This window comes from Neorhizobium sp. AL 9.2.2 (genome assembly GCF_013317225.1).
Classification (GTDB): domain Bacteria; phylum Pseudomonadota; class Alphaproteobacteria; order Rhizobiales; family Rhizobiaceae; genus Neorhizobium; species Neorhizobium soli.
Genome location: NZ_JAALXU010000001.1, coordinates 659593 through 679291 on the forward strand (window position 1 = coordinate 659593; position 19699 = coordinate 679291).

20 protein-coding genes are annotated in these 19699 nt (G+C 61.3%); 9 read left to right on the top strand and 11 right to left on the bottom strand.

The window, feature by feature from the left end:
* Positions 1-28: 28 nt before the first annotated feature.
* Positions 29-535 (bottom strand): NUDIX hydrolase, encoded by a 507-nt coding sequence (locus G6K99_RS03130; RefSeq protein WP_174195683.1) that lies wholly within the window; start codon positions 533-535, stop codon positions 29-31.
* A gap of 292 nt (positions 536-827) precedes the next feature.
* Between G6K99_RS03130 and G6K99_RS03135 the strand changes: the two genes are divergently transcribed.
* The 3 genes from G6K99_RS03135 (at position 828) to glcF (ending at position 4894) form a co-directional block, all read left to right on the top strand.
* Positions 828-2261 carry an FAD-linked oxidase C-terminal domain-containing protein gene (locus G6K99_RS03135; protein WP_174195684.1) on the top strand — a complete coding sequence of 478 codons (1434 nt, stop codon included), beginning with the start codon at positions 828-830 and terminating at the stop codon, positions 2259-2261.
* 40 nt (positions 2262-2301) lie between these two features.
* The gene (locus G6K99_RS03140) at positions 2302-3498 is read left to right on the top strand and encodes an FAD-binding protein (RefSeq protein ID WP_174195685.1); all 1197 of its coding nucleotides are present in this window, start codon (positions 2302-2304) and stop codon (positions 3496-3498) included.
* A gap of 79 nt (positions 3499-3577) precedes the next feature.
* The gene (gene glcF, locus G6K99_RS03145; protein ID WP_174195686.1) at positions 3578-4894 is read left to right on the top strand and encodes a glycolate oxidase subunit GlcF; all 1317 of its coding nucleotides are present in this window, start codon (positions 3578-3580) and stop codon (positions 4892-4894) included.
* A 205-nt stretch (positions 4895-5099) separates the two neighbouring features.
* On the opposite strand, the gene G6K99_RS03150 is transcribed toward glcF, so the two are convergent.
* Both G6K99_RS03150 and G6K99_RS03155 read right to left on the bottom strand, forming a co-directional pair.
* Positions 5100-5801, bottom strand: a complete 702-nt coding sequence (locus tag G6K99_RS03150) for a L,D-transpeptidase (protein ID WP_244631347.1) — start codon at positions 5799-5801, stop codon at positions 5100-5102.
* Between the two features lie 149 nt (positions 5802-5950).
* Complete coding sequence (locus tag G6K99_RS03155; protein ID WP_062453730.1) at positions 5951-6745, bottom strand: L,D-transpeptidase; 795 nt, start codon at positions 6743-6745, stop codon at positions 5951-5953.
* A gap of 188 nt (positions 6746-6933) precedes the next feature.
* On the opposite strand from G6K99_RS03155, the gene G6K99_RS03160 reads away from it, so the two are divergent.
* Positions 6934-7575 (top strand): DNA-3-methyladenine glycosylase I, encoded by a 642-nt coding sequence (locus tag G6K99_RS03160; RefSeq protein WP_062453729.1) that lies wholly within the window; start codon positions 6934-6936, stop codon positions 7573-7575.
* On the opposite strand, the gene G6K99_RS03165 is transcribed toward G6K99_RS03160, so the two are convergent.
* The 4 genes from G6K99_RS03165 to G6K99_RS03180 are packed head-to-tail and all read right to left on the bottom strand — an operon-like array spanning position 7562 to position 9757.
* The gene (locus G6K99_RS03165; protein WP_062453728.1) at positions 7562-8266 is read right to left on the bottom strand and encodes an HAD family hydrolase; all 705 of its coding nucleotides are present in this window, start codon (positions 8264-8266) and stop codon (positions 7562-7564) included. The two genes, G6K99_RS03160 and G6K99_RS03165, sit on opposite strands and share 14 nt — an antisense overlap.
* A gap of 60 nt (positions 8267-8326) precedes the next feature.
* Positions 8327-8701, bottom strand: coding sequence for a DUF305 domain-containing protein (locus tag G6K99_RS03170; protein WP_062580166.1), 375 nt, complete (start codon positions 8699-8701; stop codon positions 8327-8329).
* Positions 8702-8740: 39 nt separating this feature from the next.
* Positions 8741-9493, bottom strand: a complete 753-nt coding sequence (locus G6K99_RS03175) for a hypothetical protein (protein ID WP_174195688.1) — start codon at positions 9491-9493, stop codon at positions 8741-8743.
* Positions 9494-9526: 33 nt separating this feature from the next.
* Entirely contained in the window at positions 9527-9757 is a 231-nt protein-coding gene (locus G6K99_RS03180; RefSeq protein WP_174195689.1) for a DUF6290 family protein, read from the bottom strand.
* Between the two features lie 147 nt (positions 9758-9904).
* Between G6K99_RS03180 and hisS the strand changes: the two genes are divergently transcribed.
* The 4 genes from hisS (at position 9905) to G6K99_RS03200 (ending at position 14220) form a co-directional block, all read left to right on the top strand.
* Positions 9905-11593 (top strand): histidine--tRNA ligase, encoded by a 1689-nt coding sequence (hisS, locus tag G6K99_RS03185; protein ID WP_174195690.1) that lies wholly within the window; start codon positions 9905-9907, stop codon positions 11591-11593.
* Between the two features lie 199 nt (positions 11594-11792).
* The gene (locus G6K99_RS03190) at positions 11793-12908 is read left to right on the top strand and encodes an ATP phosphoribosyltransferase regulatory subunit (RefSeq protein WP_174195691.1); all 1116 of its coding nucleotides are present in this window, start codon (positions 11793-11795) and stop codon (positions 12906-12908) included.
* On the top strand, positions 12908-13603 hold the full coding sequence (gene hisG / locus G6K99_RS03195; RefSeq protein ID WP_174195692.1) for an ATP phosphoribosyltransferase: 696 nt from the start codon (positions 12908-12910) through the stop codon (positions 13601-13603). The genes G6K99_RS03190 and hisG overlap by 1 nt, the downstream gene beginning before the upstream one ends.
* Positions 13603-14220 (top strand): class I SAM-dependent methyltransferase, encoded by a 618-nt coding sequence (locus tag G6K99_RS03200; protein WP_174195693.1) that lies wholly within the window; start codon positions 13603-13605, stop codon positions 14218-14220. The genes hisG and G6K99_RS03200 overlap by 1 nt, the downstream gene beginning before the upstream one ends.
* A gap of 71 nt (positions 14221-14291) precedes the next feature.
* Here G6K99_RS03200 and G6K99_RS03205 read toward each other — a convergent pair whose 3' ends face one another.
* The gene (locus tag G6K99_RS03205; protein WP_062453720.1) at positions 14292-14738 is read right to left on the bottom strand and encodes a DoxX family protein; all 447 of its coding nucleotides are present in this window, start codon (positions 14736-14738) and stop codon (positions 14292-14294) included.
* Between the two features lie 267 nt (positions 14739-15005).
* Between G6K99_RS03205 and G6K99_RS03210 the strand changes: the two genes are divergently transcribed.
* The gene (locus G6K99_RS03210) at positions 15006-15326 is read left to right on the top strand and encodes a hypothetical protein (RefSeq protein ID WP_113165583.1); all 321 of its coding nucleotides are present in this window, start codon (positions 15006-15008) and stop codon (positions 15324-15326) included.
* A gap of 118 nt (positions 15327-15444) precedes the next feature.
* Here G6K99_RS03210 and G6K99_RS03215 read toward each other — a convergent pair whose 3' ends face one another.
* The 3 genes from G6K99_RS03215 to groES form a co-directional block, all read right to left on the bottom strand.
* A complete protein-coding gene (locus G6K99_RS03215) occupies positions 15445-17379 on the bottom strand; it encodes a methyl-accepting chemotaxis protein (RefSeq protein ID WP_174195694.1) in 1935 nt (644 codons plus the stop codon).
* A 239-nt stretch (positions 17380-17618) separates the two neighbouring features.
* On the bottom strand, positions 17619-19265 hold the full coding sequence (gene groL, locus G6K99_RS03220; RefSeq protein WP_062453717.1) for a chaperonin GroEL: 1647 nt from the start codon (positions 19263-19265) through the stop codon (positions 17619-17621).
* A 59-nt stretch (positions 19266-19324) separates the two neighbouring features.
* Positions 19325-19621 (bottom strand): co-chaperone GroES, encoded by a 297-nt coding sequence (gene groES, locus G6K99_RS03225; protein ID WP_062453716.1) that lies wholly within the window; start codon positions 19619-19621, stop codon positions 19325-19327.
* Positions 19622-19699: the final 78 nt, after the last annotated feature.

The window sequence follows — 19699 nt, forward strand, 5'->3', positions numbered from 1 at the left end:
ATACGATTTTGGTTGGTCGAGCGGACTGTCAGCCTGCGGCCTTGATCGGCACCGTTGAACGAAGCGGATCCATTTTTTCGGCAAACCGCAGGAAGAGAATTTTCAGTTCCGGCTCGTTGACGCGGTTGGCCGCTTCCTCGCAGGAGACCCATTCCAGCTTCCGGGATCCTTTTTCCGGAAAATTCTTCAGGCAATCGGCAACTTCCAGTGCGTGAACCTGCACGCGCACCAGCACTTTCAGGCCGCTGTCGAGGGTCTTGCGGTAGTGGAAAAAGCCAAGCGCGTCCTTCTCGACCTTACCCTTGACGCCCACTTCCTCGTAAGCCTCGCGTTCGGCTACCTGATGCGCCTTCTTGTCCTTCATCGGCCATCCCTTGGGAATGACCCAACGCCCCGTATCGCGGCTTGTGGCGACCAGAACTTCCAGCTGCGTCCGCTTCTTCGTCAGGCGATAGCACAACGCGGCATACTGCTGTCGCGCAGGGCGCTGCAGCATCAAACGAAGATTGCCGGTCAGTCGGTCCATCAAGCCCAATTTCGAAACGCCTCCAAAAAATGTATGTTGCTAATATAATGCTTGCGCCGGGCTTAACGAGCAAAAGAGGATTATTTTAGGAGAATCATCTCTAAAGGCGCATTCTCCATTCTGAAGCCGGCTACTGTTGCGTCAACGTCTATTTTGCGCGGACCGCGCTTTGTACGCTGATAATGTCGAGAGCGGATCTGTGGTTTATGCGTGGGCAACCCGCATTCGAGTTGATGTGCGACACCGTCATGGCATACGCTGTAACGAGATAGAGAAAGCCACGCGTTCTGAGGAGGAGGCCATGGCCGAGGCAATCGCATTCCTGCCACCACGCGCGTCCGTCCTGTCGCAGCGTGATACCATTGTCGCTGACCTTTCCCGCCTCGTGCCAGCGGACTGTCTCATCCACGAAGAGCGCGAACTGGCACCCTTCGAGACGGACGCCTTTATCTCCTATCGACGCGTCCCGCTTGCTGTCGTCCTGCCGCGCACCACCGCGCAGGTTGCCGCTGTGATGAAATACTGCCACCGCCACGCCATTCCGGTAGTTGCCCGCGGAGCTGGAACCTCGCTTTCGGGTGGGGCCATTCCGCAGGAGGATGCGGTCGTTCTGGGCCTTTCCAAGATGTCGCGGGTTCTAGAAGTGGATTACAGCAATCGCACCGCCACCGTGCAGGCCGGCGTCACCAATCTCAGCATTTCGGAAACGGTCGGCATCGACGGGTTTTTCTATGCGCCGGACCCGAGTTCGCAGCTTGCCTGCACTATCGGCGGCAATATCGGCATGAATTCCGGCGGCGCCCACTGCCTGAAATACGGCGTCACCACCAACAACCTGCTCGGCGTCAGGATGGTGCTTGTCGATGGCACGGTGATCGAGCTTGGCGGCAAGCATCTGGATGCCGCAGGTTACGATCTTCTCGGCCTCGTCTGCGGCTCGGAAGGCCAGCTCGGCATCGTCACCGAGGCAACGGTGCGCCTGATTGCCAAACCGGAGGGCGCGCGCCCGGTCCTGTTCGGGTTCGATAGCTCGGAAGAGGCAGGGGCCTGCGTCGCCGATATCATCGGCTCCGGCATCATTCCGGTGGCGATCGAGTTCATGGACAAGCCGGCGATCGAGATCTGCGAAGCGTTCGCCAAGGCCGGCTATCCGCTCGATGTCGCAGCGCTCCTGATTGTCGAGGTCGAGGGATCGGAAGCGGAGATGGACGCGACGCTCAAAGACATCGTCGAGATCGCCCGAAGGCATCAGGTCCAGACCGTGCGCGAATGCCAGTCCGCCACCGAGGCGGCGCTGATCTGGAAAGGCCGCAAATCGGCCTTCGGCGCCACCGGCCGCATCGCCGACTATATCTGCATGGATGGCACGGTGCCGCTCGGCAAACTCTCCTACGTGCTGGAAAAGACCGCCGAAATCGTCGAACGCTTCGGCCTGCGCGTGGCAAACGTGTTTCACGCGGGCGACGGCAACATGCATCCGCTGATCCTGTTCAATGCCAACGATCCCGAAGAAGCCATGAAGGCGGAGGAAGCCGGCAACGAGATCCTGAAGCTCTGCGTCGATGCCGGAGGCTGTCTCACCGGCGAGCATGGCGTCGGTATCGAGAAGCGCGACCTGATGCGGCATCAGTTTACCCAGCCCGAACTCGACCAGCAGATGGCAATCCGCTCAGCCTTCGACGAGCAATGGATACTGAACCCGTCCAAGGTGTTTCCGCTCGAGGGGCGCAGGTGAATTTCATGCCCACCAACACCATTCCTGAAGTGGGTTTCCCTTGCTGATACCCCATTCCGAAACCGATGCCGCCTATGTCATCCGCAGCGCCGTGGCCGATGGCCGGAAGTTCGCGCTCTGCGGCGGCAACACCCGCTCCGGCTTCGGCAATGCCACCGAGGGCGCAGAGCCCCTGTCGTCGCGCGGCCTCACCGGCATCGTCGATTACGACCCGGCCGAAATGGTGATGACCGTCAAGGCCGGCACACCCGTCGCCGAGGTGGAAGCGGCCCTTGCCGAAAACCGCCAGATGATGGCGTTCGAGCCGATGGATCACCGCGGCATCATGGGCACGTCAGGAGAGCCCACGATCGGCGGCGTGTTTGCCTCCAATGTCTCCGGTCCGCGCCGCTTCGTGGCGGGAGCGGCGAGGGACAGTCTTCTCGGCATCCGTTTCGTCAACGGCAGCGGCGAATTGCTGCGCGCGGGCGGGCGGGTGATGAAGAACGTTACCGGCCTCGATCTGGTCAAACTTCTCGCCGGTTCGCACGGCACGCTGGGATTTCTGACTGAAGTGACCTTTCGCGTCCTTCCGGTGCCGCAGACAGTTGAAACCATTGTCATCTCCGGCCTGGACGACGAGACCGCCGCCAAGGCGATGGCGGCCGCCATGGCGCTGCCGGTGGAGGTGTCCGGTGCCGCCCATCTGCCCCAGACCGTGCGAGCCCGGTTTATCGATGGCGCCTTGCCCGAGAACGAAGCAACCGTCCTGCGTCTCGAAGGTCTCGCCGCATCCGTCGCGGTGCGTGCCGAAAAGCTGGTCGCCGTGATGCAGGCCTTTGGTCCCGTCATCCGACTCGGCATGGAAGACAGCCTGTCGCTCTGGCGCGAGATCCGCGACGTTCATCCCTATGCCAACGGTGCCGGTCGGCCCCTCTGGCGCGTCTCGATGGCGCCGATGGCCGGCTGCCAGCTTGTCGCCGCTCTTCGCATGGAGGCGGGCGTCGATGCCTATTACGACTGGCAGGGCGGACTGGTCTGGATGCAGATGGAGGCAGATCCCGAAGCCGACTTCCTGCGCGGCTATATTCGCGCACTCGGCGGAGGCCATGCCACGCTCATCCGCGCCTCGAAATCCGCAAGAGCCGCGACCCCGTCATTCGAGCCGGTGCCGGATGCCGTGGCCGCACTCTCGGCCCGGGTCAAACAGAAACTCGACCCGGCCGGGATCTTCTCGCCGGGCAAGATGGGGTGGTGATCATGAGACCATCATCGGTATCGAGGTCCTGCGCCGCCTGCGGCAGGCGGGGCCAAGTTGACAGGGAAGAAGCGCACTGATGCAGACCTCCTTCACCCCCGAACAACTGCTCGACCCGCATGTGGCGGAGTCCGAAAAGATCCTGCGCCGCTGCGTTCATTGCGGCTTTTGCACCGCCACCTGTCCCACCTATGTGACGCTGGGCGATGAGCTCGACAGCCCGCGCGGCCGCATCTATCTCATCAAGGACATGCTGGAAAACGATCGGGCAGCCGATGAGCAGGTCGTCACCCATATCGATCGCTGTCTGTCCTGCCTCTCCTGCGTCACCACCTGTCCCTCCGGCGTCGACTATATGCATCTGGTCGATCACGCCCGCATCCATATCGAAAACACCTACCGCCGGCCGCTTGCCGACCGGCTGATCCGCAGCCTGCTGGCCGCCGTCCTTCCCTATCCGGCACGGTTCAGGACGGCACTGTCGCTGGCAAGGCTCGGCCGGCCCTTCGGCCCGTTGTTAAAGCGCATCAAGCCGCTTCGCCCCCTCGCAGCCATGCTGGAGCTTGCACCGAGAGCCGCTCCACCGACCGGATCAGCCCCGGCGATATCGCAGATGCCCCAAGCGCAACGCCGCGGGCGGGTGGCGATCCTGTCGGGTTGCGCCCAGCCGGTGCTCGATCCCGGCATCAATGCCGCGACACACAGGCTGCTGTCGCGCCTCGGCGTCGAGGTCGTGAGCCCGCAAGGCGAAGGCTGCTGCGGGGCCTTAGTGCATCACATGGGGCGCGAGGAACAGGCGCTGGATTTCGCCCGCAGCAATGTCGACGTCTGGACCCGCGAAATCGAAAAGGGCGGTCTTGATGCGATCATCATCACCACGTCCGGCTGCGGCACCACGATCAAGGATTACGGCCACATGCTGCGGCTCGATCCGGCTTATGCGGAAAAGGCGGCACGCGTCTCGGCGCTCGCAAAGGACATTACCGAATACCTGTTCACGCTTGATCTTGCCAAGCAGGAGCCGAAAAAGCTCACCGTCACCTATCATTCTGCCTGTTCGATGCAGCACGGCCAGAAGATCGTCGCAGCACCAAAGCAGCTGCTGAAGGCCGCAGGCTTTACCGTCCGCGATCCCGCAGAAGGCCACCTCTGCTGCGGATCGGCCGGGACCTACAATATTCTGCAGCCGGAAATTTCAGGCCAGTTGAAGGCGCGCAAGGTCAGGAATATTGAGGCGACGAAGCCGGACGTGATCGCAACAGGCAATATCGGCTGCATCACCCAGATCGCGTCTGGAACAGCCATCCCGATCGTCCACACGGTGGAACTGCTGGACTGGGCCTACGGCGGGCCCGAACCGGCAAAGCTCGCGAGAAAGGCAAAGGCACTCGTCTAGGCGAGGCCGGCCGATCTTACCCTAAAAGGCGACATCGTCGTCTGATTGCCGCCGGCACCGCCCACTCTCCACCCTCATCCCTGTGCTTGTCACAGGGAGTGAGCAGCGTCGCGTCCGCGATGCGGAAGAGTCTCTTCGGTCCGTTAACCTAGACCGACCGCATTCCTGTGACGCGCACAGGAATGCGAGAAGAGATGCCTAACAATCAGCCGCCGAAGATGGTGCGGAAAATGTCGAGGCCGCGGTCTTCGAAGGCGACGTCGCCCGGCTTGCTGCCGGGGCCGATGACCACGACCTTGGAGCCGACAGCGGCGCGCGCGTAAAGATGCTCGACATCCTTGTTCATCATGCGGATACAGCCGGACGACAGGTTGAGGCCGATCGTCCAGGGCTGGTTGGTGCCGTGGATGCGGAAGATCGTGTCGCGACCGCCCTTGTAGAGATACATGGCGCGGGCGCCGAGCGGGTTTTCCGGGCCGCCCTGCATGACGACGGGCAGCCTGATGCCGCGGCGGGCCTCACGGGCGCGCATTTCGGCAGGGGGCGTCCAAGTCGGCCATTCCGACTTGCGGCCGATTGAAACCACGCCCGACCAGCCGAAGCCTTCGCGACCGACGCCGATCCCGTAGCGGGTAGCGCGGTTGTTGCCCTCGACGTAGTAGAGAAACTTGTTGTTCGTATCGACGATGATCGTGCCCGGCGCCTCATTGGTGGCAAACCGCACCTTCCGGCGCTGGAATTTCTCCGGCACCGTGCGGTTGCGCACGGAAGGCGCCACGTCGCTGGCGGTCGTCTGCGGCCGCGCCGAACTGGAGCTCTGCGCTGAGGCTGCGTGGGTCGAAGCATCCACTGCCAGAATCGAAACCATCATGCCGGCCACGGCAAACAGCATTTTACCCGATTTCATCCTTACCCCCTGGTATTTTGGTCTTGAACTGCAGGAAAACATGTCCCGACCCATCGCCTGCGGCAAGATGAGACGAGGTGAATATACACGGGCGCTCAACGATCGCCGAAGCCACCGTGGCCATATGGCCACAGCAGCCGCGATGGCGCTTACATCACGATGACTTTGGTGCCGACATCAACACGACCGTAGAGGTCTGTCACGTCCTCGTTGCGCATGCGGATACAGCCAGAGGAGACGGCGCTGCCGATCGTCCAGGGCGCATTCGTGCCGTGGATACGGTAGAGCGTCGAGCCGAGATACATGGCGCGGGCGCCGAGCGGGTTTTCCGGTCCGCCATCCATGCGGGCGGGAAGGTAGTGGCCCTTGGCAGCCTCGCGGCTGATCATTTCCTGCGGCGGGATCCAGCTCGGCCATTCGGCCTTGCGGGTCACCTTGTGTTCGCCGGCCCATTCGAAGCCCGGCTTGCCGACGCCGACGCCGTAGCGCCGGGCCTGGCCATCCGCCATGACAAGATAGAGGAAGCGGTTGTTCGTATCGATGACGAGCGTGCCCGGCTTTTCCTTGGTGTCATAGGCCACCATCTGCGGCAGGAACTGCGGATCGATGCGGCTGCGTGCCGGCGCGTTGGGCCGCATGGCGACCTGTTGCGCTCTCGGCTGACCGCGATCGAATATGCCACGGCGCACCGGCCGCGGCTGGGCCTGCTCGCGGTATATCACCCGCGGCTGTGCGGTCTGCTGCCGGTCGTTCTGCGGCTGGCGATATTGGCGCACGGTTGCTGCCGATCGTCCATTCGGTCCAGCAAGCTGCATCACCCACGGGGCGGCAAGATCCGGGCTGACGATGACCGGCGGGCGGTCGCCGTAGCGGTCGTTTGCCAAAGCTGTGTTGCAAAGCGCGGTCGTCAGGCCTAGGGCCAGAAGCAGGGTCTTCGTCGTCATCGGTTCCACGTCCACTCGTTTACTGATCTGGCGGCCATGGTGAATGGCACGTCAAAGCGTTTGGTAAACGGGTGGGGTGTTCGGCGCTGGAATTCGCATAAAGCTTTAGGCAGGGTTACCGGCCCGTGTGTAAACATGGTTGCCGCAAGCTGAAGACCTGTCAGACTGACGTTAAGGATTGGATTGTCATGGTTTGGGAGAAGCAAGTGGCCGGCATCATCACGAGCGAAGATGGGAAGGGCCGCTGCTTCTGGCACGGCGGTCTCGAAGACTACCGCCGCTATCATGACGAGGAATGGGGCCGGCCGATGGCCGACGATATCAGGCTGTTCGAAAAGATCTGCCTCGAAGGCTTCCAGTCCGGTCTCTCGTGGCTGACGATCCTGCGCAAGCGCGAGAATTTCCGCGCAGCCTTCGCAGGCTTCGATTTCGACACCGTGGCGCAGTTCGGTCCAGACGATGTCGAACGACTGGTGCTCGATGCGGGCATCATCCGCCATCGCGGCAAGATCGTGTCCACCATCAACAATGCCAAGCGCGCCGTCGAGATGCGCGATGAGTTTGGCACCCTCGCCAAATTCTTCTGGAGTTTCGAACCCCGCGAGGAAGACCGACCCGCGATCATGGATCTCGCCACGCTATGCGCCAACCCCACGACGCCAGTCTCCGTCACACTGTCCAAGGTGCTCAAGAAGCGCGGCTGGACCTTCGTTGGCCCGACAACCGTCTATGCCTTCATGCAGGCCATGGGCCTCGTCAACGATCATTTCGAGGGCTGTTTCTGCCAGCCGGAGGTCGCGCAGGCACGGCTGAATTTCAAACGGCCATGACTTCGGTAAGGACCCGCTGCAACTCGCCAAGGTTCTCGATCTTGCGGAAACGCGGCGCTTCGGTCGGCGCATCCACATGTTCCAGGACCCAGGTCAGGGCATGCGGCACGTAAACGCCCCAGGATCCCGCGGCGATGGCCGGCACGATATCCGACTTGAGCGAGTTGCCCACCATCATCGCCCGTTCAGGCCCGTCGGCCAATTTTTGGAAAATGCGCCGATAGGTGGTGGCCGTCTTGTCCGAAACGATCTCCACCGCGTCGAAGAAATCACCGAGGCCCGATTGCGCCAGCTTGCGTTCCTGGTCGAACAGGTCGCCCTTGGTAATCAGCACCAGCAGATAATGGCCGTTCAGCGATCTTAGCGTTTCTTCCACATGCGGCAGCGCCTCGACCGGGTGGCGCAGCAGCTCCCGGCCGATATCGAGGATTTCGCCGATGGTGCGGGATGGTACGTTGCCGTCCGTCACTTCGATCGCGGTTTCGATCATCGACAGGGTAAAGCCCTTGATGCCGAAACCATAATATCCGAGATTGCGCTTCTCGGCCTCCAGCAGTCGCGCGGAAATATCGGCGCCATCGCCAAAATCACCAAGCAGCTTCTGGAAGTGCCGTTCCGTCAGGCGGTAGTATTGTTCGTTCTGCCAGAGCGTGTCGTCGGCATCAAAACCGATTGCGGTAATCGGGCGCATGTCACTAGCCTCCAGACCGTCAAGATACGGAAGGATGCGACGTTGGACAAGCTTCGAAGCTTACTGTCCCTTCGCCTTCAGCCATGCCTGCATCTCGGCAATTTCCTTTTCCTGCGCCTTGATGATCTCTTCAGCCAGCTTGCGCAGGTCAGGGTCCTTGCCGTGTTCCAGCTCGACCTTGGCCATATCGATCGCGCCTTGGTGGTGAGCGATCATGCCGCGCGCGAAATCGACATCTGCATCGCCGGAATAGTTCAGCGACATGTCGCTGTGCATTTTTGCAGCCGCATCCTTGTAGGCCTTCGTAGACGGGCTTGTGTCCGTCTGTCCCTGCGGCTTTGTCGAGGAATGGTCATGCCCCTTCATGTCCTGCGCAACGGCCAGGCTGAAGGAAAGGGCAAGAACGGCGGCGGCGATGGGGAGCGTGCGTGTCATCATGCACCAAAGCTAAAACGCAGCTTCGCGCAAATCAAGCTACCGCGCGATCACATCATGGACAGCCTGATACTCACGGCCAAGTTCGCCATAGGGCGCGACCGGCCAGCACCAGGCTCGGACCGCCTGCGGCGGCGTAAGGCCGGCCAGAAGATCCGTTGTCTCCAGAACCTCTCCCTGCCGATCGACAATTCTATAGGCGGTATCGGTCAACAGGATCTGGCGGCAGGGCAGGGCGGAGATCCCGTCCAGATGCGCGCTGACAAGCTTGGCAACGATGGCATCCGGCTCCGGGTGCCTCATCTCCTCAAGCTGCCGCCTCGCACCGACGCCGATCTGAGACAGGATGTTGGCCGAGACGACGAGATCGAGATACGGCACCTGCCGCAGAAACGCCAAAGGCTCCGGCACGTCGCCGGCAAGTGCCTTGTCGAGATCGGAGAGATTGCGCGAAATCAGCCGCACATTCCGGTATCTGCCCGCAAGCATCCGCAGCCGCACGGAGGCGAGATGCACCAGATCGACCAGAACGACCGTATCGAAACCCTTCGCCAGATCCTCGATCGGCACGTCGCGCAACAGACCGGAGCCAAGCACGACGACGGTCCGCCGCTGCTTCATGTCCGCGATAGTCTCGCGAATGAACGTCTTGCAATTCTCCTCATGCGGTGCCCAGGCGTCGGCGCAACGTCTGGCACGCGACCAGAGATTGACTGATGACCGGATGAACGGCCGGAATTCGGCTGGCGTGACCGGCAGGGTCGCGGTGTAATGGAGCGCTTCGAGGATCATGGGTGAGCGATAGAGGCCTGGCTCCCAGTTCTGTCAAGCATTCAGGCCAAGCTCGCGCTCCATCTCGTCCCAGGTGTAGGTTTTCTCACCGGCTTGGAGACGTTCCATGGCGGCTTGCCCGGCTGCGATATCGTACATATTCTCAAGATGCTGCTCGATGACGTCTCGGATATAGACGTCCGGCGCAGAGCCGGCCTCTGCGGCGTAACCTTCGACAAGCTTCAGCATTTCATCCGGGATTTCGATCGTGACGCGCTTGTCCATGGCCGTAACCCCTGTGGTGGCGCAATATATACCACTGCTCTAGCCTGTTCGCCAGCCGCCGCCCTTGCCGCTCCGGCTGTCATCCTCTAAGAAACCGCACACTAATCCGGCCTTTCCCGAAGGCCCGAAGGCAATGGAATATCGATCATGAGCGACAAACAAAAGAAGCCCCAGAAACTGAAGGCCCGCCTGCCGCGCGGCTTTGTCGATCGTTCGAGCGCCGATATCCACGCCACCAACGAGATGGTCGGAAAAATCCGCGAGGTCTACGAACGCTACGGCTTCGATCCGCTCGAGACGCCGCTGTTTGAATATACCGATGCGCTCGGCAAGTTCCTGCCCGACAGCGACCGTCCCAACGAAGGCGTCTTCTCGCTGCAGGACGATGACGAACAGTGGATGTCGCTGCGCTACGATCTGACCGCGCCGCTCGCCCGCCATGTCGCGGAAAACTTCAACGAGATCCAGCTGCCGTTCCGCACCTACCGCGCCGGCTACGTGTTCCGCAACGAAAAGCCAGGTCCCGGCCGCTTCCGCCAGTTCATGCAGTTCGACGCCGATACGGTCGGCGCACCCGGCGTCCAGGCCGATGCCGAAATGTGCATGATGATGGCCGACACGATGGAAGCGCTCGGCATCAAGCGCGGCGATTACGTGATCCGGGTGAACAACCGCAAGGTTTTGGATGGCGTCATGGAGGCGATCGGCCTCGGCGGCGACGACAAGGCCGGCCAGCGGCTGAACGTGCTGCGCGCCATCGATAAGCTTGATAAGTTCGGCCCTGAGGGCGTTGCACTGTTGCTGGGTGCAGGCCGCAAGGATGAGAGTGGCGATTTCACTAAGGGTGCTGGGCTTCTTGATTATCAGATTCAAGCATTGCTTGCGCTATTCCTACCGCAACCTGACGGATTCGTGACTGTTGCCATTGCAACTGATGATCCAAATAAGCCGGAAATTAGACTAGTTTCGGTTGGAGAATATGATGCACTAAAGTCCTCGGAAACTACCGCAGATAGGGTGCAAGATATTGTTGAAACGGTTGGTAAGCCGGCCGCTTCAGCATTGGGGCTGATCCAGTCTGTCTTCGCGTTGGCGAGAGCAGACATGAGTTCTATCCCATCGGCTGTAGAAGGTAACAACGAGCTGTTTAACATGGCCAGGATGTTCCTTGCCGCCGGTTACGGCCCGGACCGCATCCGCATCGACCCCTCCGTCGTCCGCGGCCTCGAATACTACACCGGTCCTGTTTACGAAGCCGAGCTCACCTTCGACGTCACCAACGAAAAAGGCGAAAAGGTCGTCTTCGGCTCGGTCGGCGGCGGTGGTCGTTATGATGGTCTCGTGTCGCGCTTCATGGGCCAGCCGGTGCCGGCCACCGGTTTCTCCATCGGCGTCTCGCGGCTGCTGACGGCGCTGAAGAACCTTGGCAAGCTCGGCCAGGATGAGGTGGTCGCACCCGTCCTCGTCACCGTCATGGATGGTGATGTCGAGAGCATGGGACGCTACCAAAAATTCACGCAGGATCTCCGCCAAGCCGGCATTCGCGCTGAAATGTACCAGGGCAACTGGAAGAAATTCGGCAACCAGCTGAAATATGCCGACCGCAGAGGCTGCCCGATCGCCATCATCCAGGGCGGCGACGAGCGCGCCGAGGGTGTCGTGCAGCTGAAGGACCTGTTCGAGGGCAAGCGCCTCTCCGGCGAGATCACCGACAATGCCGAATGGCGCGAAGCCCGCGTCGCCCAGGATACGGTCGCAGAAACCGATCTCGTCACCAAGGTGCAGGAAATCCTGGCAGCCCAGGCCGAAGACCGCAGGCGGGCGAAGGGCGAATGATGTCTGTGACGGTGGCTTTTCCCCTCCCCAACCCTCCCCACAAGGGGGAGGGAGCGCGTTGGTGCGTAACGCCGGCGTCGGATGTCCCGCTGCGCCTCGCTGGTGAGATCGGCGACCGCCCCGAGTTTTCTCCCCCCTTGTGGGGGAGATGGGCGGCAGCCCAGAGGGGGACTTTCTCCTCCATCGCAGGAGTCGTCCCATGCCGCTGATCAACATGCCGGAATTCTCCGGTCGCCTTCTCGATGAATTTGCCGGTCGCGGTGCGGCCCGCATCGATACGCCGGTGATCCAGCCGGCAGCACCGTTTCTCGACATGGCCGGCGAGGATCTGCGCCGTCGCATCTTCCTCACTGAAAGCGAGCGCGGCGAAAGCCTGTGTCTGCGGCCGGAATTCACCATTCCCGTCTGCCTGCGCCACATCGAAACCGCCACCGGCACGCCGCGGCGCTATTGCTATCTCGGCGAAGTGTTTCGCCAGCGTCGTGACGGGGACAACGAATTCTACCAGGCCGGCATCGAGGATCTGGGCGAAAAGAACGTCGCGAGCGCCGATGCCCGTGCCGTCACCGATGCCGTCGAAATCATCGCGAGCCTGCTTCCAGGCCGCGCGCTCACCGTGACGCTCGGCGACCAGACCGTGTTCGAAGCGGTCGTGCGCTCGCTCGGCCTGCCGCTCGGCTGGCAGAAGCGGCTGATCCAGGCCTTCGGCAATACCGCGCTTCTGAAGCAACTGCTGCTGACGCTCGCCACCCCGCATCCGGTTGCAGGCCTGTCGCCGGAACTTGCCGATCTCTTGCGCAAGGACGAGGCGGCGCTGATCGACCATATCGACCGGACCATGCAGGACACCGGCTATTCCACCAATGCCAGCCGCTCGCCGCGCGAGATCGCAGCCCGGCTGACGGAAAAGCTGGCGCTGGCCGAAACCCGGCTGGATGGCGCGGCACTTCTTCTGCTCAGCGAGTTCCTGTCGCTGGAACTGCCGCTTTCGGAAGCCGCCGCCGCCCTTGCCGGTTTTGCAGATGCCGCAGGCCTGTCGTTCGGCCACGCGCTTTCCGAATTCGAAGCCCGCGTTGCAGCGCTTCAGGATCTCGGCATGGACCCGTCGCGCATCACCTATCGCGCTGCCTTCGGTCGTCCGCTCGATTATTACACCGGCCTCGTCTTCGAGGTCACGCAAAAGGGGTCGGACGCGGTTCTGGTCGGCGGCGGTCGCTTCGATCGGCTGCTGACGCTGCTCGGCGCCGTCGACGACATTCCGGCTGTCGGCTTCTCGCTGTGGCTCGACCGGATCGAACAGGCGAGGGCGCGCTGATGACCATTACCATCGCTTTGCCCTCCAAGGGCCGCATGAAGGACGACGCCTCTGAAATCTTCGAGCGCGCCGGCCTTCCCATCGTCGCCGTCGGCAATGATCGCTCCTATCGCGGTCGCGTCGAAGGCCATGAGGATATCGAGATCGCCTTTCTCTCGGCCTCCGAGATCGCCCGTGAACTCGGCGCCGGCGCCGTCGATTTCGGCGTCACCGGCGAGGATCTCGTGCGCGAAGGCCTGGTCGATGCAGACAGGCAGGTCGAGATCGTCGCCCGCCTCGGTTTCGGCCATGCGGATGTGGTCGTCGCCGTTCCGGAGATCTGGCTTGACGTCGATACCATGGCCGATCTCGGCGATGTCGCCGCCGATTTTCGCGCGCGCCACGGTCGGCGGTTGCAGATCGCCACGAAATACTGGCGGCTCACCCAGCAGCATTTCTCGTCGCAGCACGGCATTCAGCTTTACCGCATCGTCGAAAGCCTCGGCGCCACGGAAGGCGCACCGGCGGCGGGACAGGCCGATATCATCGTCGATATCACCTCGACCGGCTCGACACTGCGCGCCAACCACTTGAAGATCCTGTCGGATGGCGTCATCCTGAAGTCGCAGGCCTGCCTCGTGAGAGCACGCAAATCCGCGCATGAGAGCGATCCGCGCATCGCGCATATCGTCGATGCCGTGCGCAACGCGCTCTGATGGCCGGCGAAGACGCCAATATCATCGGGCTCTACGAACGCCACGCAGCTGCCTTCGACAAGCTGCGCGGCAAGACCCTGTTCGAGCGACCGTGGCTCGACAGGTTTGCGGCCACCATGCCGCCGCGCGGTCACGTGCTCGATCTCGGCTGCGGTGCAGCGGAACCGATTGCGGCAGATCTGATCCGCCGCAATCTTCGCCTCACCGGCGTCGATACGTCGGAAACGCTGATCGGGCTTGCCCGCGAACGGTTTCCGGGCCGCGCCTGGATCGTTGCCGACATGCGCAAGTTCTACCAGCCGACCAAGTTCGATGGCATCATCGCCTGGCACAGCTTCTTCCACCTCAACCCGCAGGACCAGCGCGCCATGTTCCCGCGCTTTGCAGCACTCGCTGGCCCCGGTGCGGCGCTGATGTTTACCGCCGGCCATTTCGAAGGAGAGGCGATGGGGGAGTTCGGCGGTGAACCGCTTTACCACGCCAGCCTGTCACCGGAGGAATACGAAGCGCTCCTCACGAGAAACGGCTTCGAGGTGGTGGCGAGCGTCGCCCAGGATCCGCAATGCGGTGGCGCAACCGTCTGGCTGGCAAAGAACATCCGCCGCCGGACATCATAGCAATTCCAGAATAAAAAAAGCCCACCAGTCAGTTGACTGGCGGGCCTTCATGGCAGGGAACGCTTTAGAGGTTAGGCTGCGATTGCAACCTTGCCGCGGCGAGCGTCGACCGAGTAGAGACCTGGGCCGTAGGTGGCGAGCAGGATGTAGGCGCCGGCAAGGGTCACGTTCTTCATCAGCATGATGCCGTTCAGCGTGTTGATCCAGCCGAGAGCGGCATCCGGCCAGCCGGGAACGGCAACGGTGCCCGAATGGAACATCACGCCGGTGAAGATGCAGAACAGGGCGATGGCCCAGCCGGCGATCTTGGTCTGGAAGCCGACGAGAACGGCAAGACCGGCAACGAATTCGAACAGGCCGGCGAGATAGGCAAGGGCGGTTGCAGCCGGCATGCCGGCGCCTGCTATCATGCCGGCAGTGCCTGCAGGATCGGCCAGCTTGCCGAAGCCGGCAAAGATGAACATGAACGACAGAAGAATGCGTGCGACGAGAATGATGATGTTGTTGGTGCTGGACATGGGAAGTCTCCGGGTTGCGGCGCTGGATCTTTCTCCCCGCCGCGTGTGAATTCTTGAACCGGACATTACCCCTTTCTGCCAAACGCGAAAGATGAACGATCGGAGACTGTTTGTCTCATAAAAGTGAACGATCAAGGCCATTTTAGAATGTGCAAAAAACCGCATATGCAAGCGAAGGTGAACGCAACCTTCAGCCGGGGTTCACCGTTTGGCACCTACCATCGGGTCGTTCTCACATTGAGTTCGACCTCGAACTAGGAGGAAGATATGAAGAAGATCGCCATCACCACGCTCGCACTCGTCATGGCGTCTGCATTTGCAGTGCCGAGCTTTGCGCAGACATACCGCAGCGAAAGCCGCGAAAACCGGCAGGAAAACCGGATCTACCGCGGTGCCGTCACCGGCAAACTGACGCCGCAGGAGCTTCGCAACATCGCTCGCCAGCAGAACCGCATCGATCGCGCCCAGAACCGCGCAGCCCGCGATGGCGTAATCACCCCGCGCGAGCGCCGCGAGATCGAGCGCCGCCAGAACAACGCGTCGCGCAACATCTACCGCAAGAACAACAACCGCCGCACGATGTACTAAGCCGCGCGGCACTTGCAACGACCCTCGACCGTCCGGCTCTGCCGGGCGGTTTTTTTATGGGCGCGAAACGAAAAAAGGCGGCCCGGAGACCGCCCTTTCGGTTCGTCAATGTGGTCGATCAGAACTCTTCCCAGTTAGAGGCGGCTGGCGCTAGCGAACCGAAGGCCGACGCAACCTTCTTGGCGAGGGTGCGTGCCGGCGAGGGGGTGGCGCGGGCGGTTGCGTGATCGGCAACGCGGACCGATGCGGACATCCCGCGGTCGCCTTCGGTGTTGAACCGACCGACGAGCTCGCGCAGTCGCTGGGCTTCCTGGGCAAGCGCAGCGCTTGCCGCCGTTGCTTCTTCCACCATCGCGGCGTTCTGCTGGGTTACCTGGTCCATCTGGTTGACGGCGACATTGACTTCCGACAGGCCGACCGACTGTTCCTTTGCGGACGTGGCAATCGCATCGAGCTGCGAATTGATCGCCACGACATGATTCTGGATCACCTGAAGCGCAGTGCCTGTGGCGCTCACCAGTTCGACGCCATTCTTGACTTCGGACGCCGAGTTCCGGATCAGGTCCTTGATCTCCTTTGCCGCCTGCGCGGAGCGCTGCGCGAGCTCGCGCACTTCCTGGGCAACCACCGCAAAGCCCTTGCCGGCTTCACCGGCGCGCGCCGCCTCAACGCCCGCATTGAGGGCGAGAAGGTTGGTCTGGAAGGCGATTTCGTCGATCACGCCGATGATGTTGGAGATCTGCGAGGAAGACTGTTCGATCCGCTGCATCGCATCGACCGCTTTTGCAACGACGGCGCCGGACTGGGCAGCCGATTGATTGGCTTCGATCGCCATCGACCGGGCTTCCTCCGTGCGACTGGTGGAGGTGCTGACATTGGCCGTGATCTGGTCGAGCGCTGCAGCTGTCTCTTCGAGCGAGGCGGCCTGCTGTTCGGTACGTTTCGACAGGTCGCCGGCGCTCTGGCTGAGTTCGCGGGATCCGCCGTCGATCGCGTTGGTGGCGTTGGCGACGGAGTGGAGCGTGTCGCGCAGCTTGGCGACCGAGTCGTTGAAATCCGCTCGCAAGCCTTCGAAGTCTGCGGCGAAAGCCCGGTCCAACTGGAAGGTGAGGTCTCCGGCCGAGAGCCGCTTGAGGCCTTCCGCCAGACCATTGGTCGCCTCGGCCATCGCCTCGCTGCGTTGGCGTTCGCTCTCCGCGTTGCGGACACGGTCCGCTTCCTGGGTCGTACGGTTCAGCTCGGCTTCATGCTCCATTTCCTTGCTGCGCAGAGCATTGTCCTTGAACACCTGCAAGGCCTTGGCCATGCTGCCGACCTCGTCGCGGCGGTCCGCGCCGGCCACCAGCGCCGACAGATCCCCGTTTGCAAGGGTCAGCATCGTGCGCTGCAAGTGCTGGATGGGTCGTGCAAGCCAGGCACGGATCAGGAAGAAGCCTGCGACGAGCACGAGGGCGAGACCTCCGATAACGGCGCCGAAAGTGGCGTAGATGGTTGTCTTCGCACTGGCGCTGAGATTTTCGCTTTCCTGATTTGCAGCTGTCATCACTTCGTCGGTCACCACCGTGAGTTTTTCGGTAACGGCCGCAAACTTCGGCTTGCAGTCCCTCATGAAGGCTTCCTGAGACGCCAGCACGGCAGCCTCGTCCGTGGCCTGAGCTGCGGCCTGAACCACAGGGCCGCAAGCGTCATTGAGAACGCTCAAACCTTCCGCCTTGATCGGCGCCAGCTTGGCATTAGCGGGAAGGGCCGCCATCGCCTTGTCCATCCAGCCACCAAAAGAGGATTTGGCTTTTTCAAACGCCGCAAGACTGCTCGCGTTCTCTTCGTCAGTGCGCGACACAAGCAGGTCGCCAGCGGCAGCGTGCCCGGTCTGCATGTAGCGATTGGCGCGTGCAATTGCCAAAGTTGCCAGGCTTTCCTGCTGGAGAAGCCCGCCATACTCGCTATCCAGCGTTCGAATGCTGTTGCTGCTGTAGAAGGCAGTTGCGACGACGAATATGCCGAAGAACGACATGAGCGTCAGAAATTTACCGATCAAAGATACGTGCTTCATGGCAACCTGCGCGTTGGTGTTTGATTAAGCGCAGTTAATGTGAAGTTGCTTAGAAGAGCGTCACTGCCGAATTACTATTTTATACGAATAAAAATTATCAGTCCTTGTCGTTCGGTAAGTTCAGAGGGGGAAATGCTATGCATGCCGTATGCCTCAATAGCAGAAAGGGCGCCGGTTGCCCGACGCCCTTTCCGAAACACTGAACCTGAAGGATCAGATGTGCAGACCTTACGGCCTGATCACATCATGTCCATTCCGCCCATGCCGCCCATGCCGCCGCCGCCCATGCCGCCGCCAGCCGATTCCTTCTTAGGAAGTTCGGCAATCATGGCTTCGGTGGTGATCAGCAGCGAAGCAACCGAAGCTGCGTTCTGCAGAGCCGTGCGAACGACCTTGACCGGGTCGACGATACCCATGGCGATCATGTCGCCATATTCCGACGTCTGGGCGTTGTAGCCGAAGTTGTCGCTGTCGCCGTCGAGGATCTTGCCGACAACGATCGAAGCTTCGTCACCAGCGTTGGTTGCGATCTGGCGAACCAGCGACTGCAGCGCCTTGCGGACGATGTTGATGCCGGCTTCCTGGTCGTCGTTCGCGCCCTTGGAGGTGATCTTGGTCGAAGCGCGCAGGAGTGCGGTACCGCCGCCTGGGACGATGCCTTCCTGAACGGCAGCGCGCGTCGCGTTGAGCGCGTCGTCGATGCGGTCCTTGCGTTCCTTGACTTCGATCTCCGTGGAGCCGCCGACGCGGATGACGGCAACGCCGCCAGCGAGCTTGGCAAGACGTTCCTGCAGCTTTTCGCGGTCGTAGTCCGAAGAAGTTTCTTCGATCTGTGCCTTGATCTGTGCAACGCGGCCTTCGATGTCGGTCTTCTGACCGGCGCCGTCGACGATCGTCGTGTTTTCCTTGGTGATCGAGACCTTCTTCGAACGGCCGAGCATGTCGAGCGTTACGGTTTCGAGCTTGATGCCGAGGTCTTCGGAGATGACAGTGCCGCCCGTCAGGATGGCGATGTCTTCCAGCATGGCCTTGCGGCGGTCGCCGAAGCCAGGAGCCTTGACGGCAGCAATCTTCAGGCCGCCACGCAGCTTGTTGACGACGAGCGTTGCAAGAGCTTCGCCTTCGACGTCTTCAGCGATGATCAGGAGCGGCTTGCCGGTCTGAACGACAGCTTCGAGAACAGGCAGCATGGCCTGAAGGTTCGAAAGCTTCTTTTCGTGCAGAAGGATGTAAGCGTCGTCGAGATCGGCGACCATCTTTTCCGGGTTGGTCACGAAGTAAGGCGACAGGTAGCCGCGGTCGAACTGCATGCCTTCGACGACTTCGAGTTCGGTTTCAGCGGTCTTGGCTTCTTCGACGGTGATAACACCTTCGTTGCCGACCTTCTGCATGGCTTCAGCAATGTCACGGCCGACCTGTGCGTCGCCGTTTGCCGAAATCGTGCCGACCTGTGCAACTTCTTCCGAAGTCGAGATCTTCTTGGCGTTGGCCTGGAGATCCTTGACGACTTCTGCAACGGCGAGATCGATGCCGCGCTTCAGGTCCATCGGGTTCATGCCGGCGGCCACTGCCTTGTTGCCTTCGCGAACGATGGCCTGTGCAAGAACGGTAGCAGTCGTTGTGCCGTCGCCGGCGATGTCGTTGGTCTTCGAAGCAACTTCGCGGACCATCTGGGCGCCCATGTTTTCGAACTTGTCTTCAAGTTCGATTTCCTTGGCGACCGAAACACCGTCCTTGGTGATGCGCGGAGCGCCGAAGGACTTGTCGATGATGACGTTACGACCCTTTGGGCCGAGCGTGACCTTCACTGCGTCAGCGAGGATATCGACGCCGTGAAGCATCTTTTCGCGCGCGGTGCGGCCAAACTTGATTTCTTTAGCTGCCATGTTGGGAACTCCTGAAAAGGGGTGTCAGCAAATATTGGAAGAAGAGCAGTCGGCTAAAATCAGCCGATGATGCCCATGATGTCGGCTTCCTTCATGATCAGAAGGTCGACGCCATCGAGCTTGACTTCGGTGCCCGACCACTTGCCGAACAGAACGCGGTCGCCGACCTTGACGTCGAGTGCAACCTGCTTGCCGCTTTCGTCGCGGGCGCCAGGACCAACGGCGATGATTTCGCCTTCAGCTGGCTTTTCCTTGGCGGTATCGGGAATGATGATGCCGCCCTTGGTCTTTTCTTCAGACTCGACGCGCTTGACTACAACGCGGTCGTGCAGGGGGCGAAAATTGGTGCTTGTCATTGTCTAATCCCTCGATCAAATGACATGGACGGGTCTCAAGGACCCGCGGAGTGACGTTTAGCACTCATCTATCGAGAG

What these genes read in the sequence shown, in the direction of transcription:
- G6K99_RS03135 (WP_174195684.1), top strand. Translation starts at nt 828, where the DNA reads ATGGCCGAGGCAATCGCATTCCTGCCACCACGCGCGTCCGTCCTGTCG.
- glcF (WP_174195686.1), top strand. Translation starts at nt 3,578, where the DNA reads ATGCAGACCTCCTTCACCCCCGAACAACTGCTCGACCCGCATGTGGCG.
- G6K99_RS03150 (WP_244631347.1), bottom strand. Translation starts at nt 5,801, where the DNA reads ATGAAATCGGGTAAAATGCTGTTTGCCGTGGCCGGCATGATGGTTTCG.
- G6K99_RS03155 (WP_062453730.1), bottom strand. Translation starts at nt 6,745, where the DNA reads ATGACGACGAAGACCCTGCTTCTGGCCCTAGGCCTGACGACCGCGCTT.
- G6K99_RS03160 (WP_062453729.1), top strand. Translation starts at nt 6,934, where the DNA reads ATGGTTTGGGAGAAGCAAGTGGCCGGCATCATCACGAGCGAAGATGGG.
- G6K99_RS03165 (WP_062453728.1), bottom strand. Translation starts at nt 8,266, where the DNA reads ATGCGCCCGATTACCGCAATCGGTTTTGATGCCGACGACACGCTCTGG.
- G6K99_RS03170 (WP_062580166.1), bottom strand. Translation starts at nt 8,701, where the DNA reads ATGACACGCACGCTCCCCATCGCCGCCGCCGTTCTTGCCCTTTCCTTC.
- G6K99_RS03175 (WP_174195688.1), bottom strand. Translation starts at nt 9,493, where the DNA reads ATGATCCTCGAAGCGCTCCATTACACCGCGACCCTGCCGGTCACGCCA.
- G6K99_RS03180 (WP_174195689.1), bottom strand. Translation starts at nt 9,757, where the DNA reads ATGGACAAGCGCGTCACGATCGAAATCCCGGATGAAATGCTGAAGCTT.
- hisS (WP_174195690.1), top strand. Translation starts at nt 9,905, where the DNA reads ATGAGCGACAAACAAAAGAAGCCCCAGAAACTGAAGGCCCGCCTGCCG.
- G6K99_RS03190 (WP_174195691.1), top strand. Translation starts at nt 11,793, where the DNA reads ATGCCGCTGATCAACATGCCGGAATTCTCCGGTCGCCTTCTCGATGAA.
- hisG (WP_174195692.1), top strand. Translation starts at nt 12,908, where the DNA reads ATGACCATTACCATCGCTTTGCCCTCCAAGGGCCGCATGAAGGACGAC.
- G6K99_RS03200 (WP_174195693.1), top strand. Translation starts at nt 13,603, where the DNA reads ATGGCCGGCGAAGACGCCAATATCATCGGGCTCTACGAACGCCACGCA.
- G6K99_RS03205 (WP_062453720.1), bottom strand. Translation starts at nt 14,738, where the DNA reads ATGTCCAGCACCAACAACATCATCATTCTCGTCGCACGCATTCTTCTG.
- G6K99_RS03210 (WP_113165583.1), top strand. Translation starts at nt 15,006, where the DNA reads ATGAAGAAGATCGCCATCACCACGCTCGCACTCGTCATGGCGTCTGCA.
- G6K99_RS03215 (WP_174195694.1), bottom strand. Translation starts at nt 17,379, where the DNA reads ATGAAGCACGTATCTTTGATCGGTAAATTTCTGACGCTCATGTCGTTC.
- groL (WP_062453717.1), bottom strand. Translation starts at nt 19,265, where the DNA reads ATGGCAGCTAAAGAAATCAAGTTTGGCCGCACCGCGCGCGAAAAGATG.
- groES (WP_062453716.1), bottom strand. Translation starts at nt 19,621, where the DNA reads ATGACAAGCACCAATTTTCGCCCCCTGCACGACCGCGTTGTAGTCAAG.